This is a genomic window from Myroides injenensis M09-0166, assembly GCF_000246945.1.
GTDB classification, from domain to species: domain Bacteria; phylum Bacteroidota; class Bacteroidia; order Flavobacteriales; family Flavobacteriaceae; genus Flavobacterium; species Flavobacterium injenense.
The window spans coordinates 1-1,208 of sequence record NZ_BAEX01000167.1 but is presented as its reverse complement, the minus strand read 5'-3'; the positions used below and the strand labels follow the sequence as shown (position 1 = coordinate 1,208).

Genomic DNA, 1,208 nt, shown 5'->3' with positions numbered 1-1,208 from the left:
ATAGAAGTTACGATTTAATCTATGATCTGATTTAAGGTGCCCTATTACTGGTTCTATTGCCGCTCTTTTTTTGTGAGCGTTGCTTAATTTCTTGCGTTTGTAATAACTGTCTGATTTTTTGGGTGTTGATGGGATTAGTATTTCTGTGTCACCTACTTGCTTTTTGCCTCGATAACCACGATCAACTTTTGCTACTTTAGGAACCTTACCTGTTAGTCTATTTACTTGTTCTAATGCAGCTTCTAATGTATGACCGTCATATTCATTACGGAACCCAAGAGCTCCTACTATTACTCCTGAGTCTGTTTTGACAAAGGAAGCTTTATTCCCAAATTCATATTTCTTATGCTCTTTACCTTTTGAGATACAGCATACTGCTTGTTCATGTAAGGAATAAATTTTACCTGTTGTATTCCTTTTTTGAGACAATACTCTTTTAAATATTTCTAATGTTGGATAGTGTAGGGAATTTGGGGCTAACTTTCTTTCTAATTCTCTTACAAGTCTTCCTGCTATTGTTTTTATTTTTCTATCTGCCTTCCTTGCTTTTGCACTATTCTTAGGATGATTTCTAAAGCGTTGAAAGGTTGCTAATTTCTTTAAAGTTTGTGTATAAGTCTGTCTGACTTTTACGTTTTCTTGTTCTGCTATTTGCTTGCATTTTTTTATAATCTTATTGTGAAGCTTTGCATCTGTTGGGTAGGTAATATTTTTTTCTTGAACAGTTGTATCTATATTCACATTGTCATCATCATTGTCTTTTTCATTGACACGGATACTTTCTTTTAAAATTAACTCCACTCCTGATTCGCCTATCCTATTTCTGAAATGCACTAACTCTGAGGCTTCACATGGAGATCCTGTAGCGAAAGATACTTCTCCACAAAAATATTGATAATAGGCGTTTTCACTCCATTGAACCACGACCATTTCATCTGATACATTACGGATATGTTTTAACATTAAAAGCCCAACCATTAATCTAATAGGTTTTGCTGGACGACCTTTTCCACTACTATACAACGGTGAAAATGCTTGCTCAAAAACATTCCAATCTATTTTATTAGCCAACTTGTATAAGCCGTGTTTTCGATCTAAGATCTCTTCAAAAGTTGATAAAAAACTCACTTGATTAGGGTTTTTATTGTGTGCTAACATTGTAATAAATTTGCAAGGTTTATATACTAAATATACTAAAACTTGCAATA

The 1,208-nt window shown here is 33.6% G+C and carries 1 protein-coding gene; it reads right to left on the bottom strand.

Annotated features, from left to right (window positions below):
- A partial coding sequence (locus RH98_RS14990) for an IS5 family transposase (protein ID WP_036496131.1) occupies positions 1-1,158 on the bottom strand: 1,158 nt, incomplete at its 3' end.
- Between the last annotated feature and the right edge of the window lie 50 nt (positions 1,159-1,208).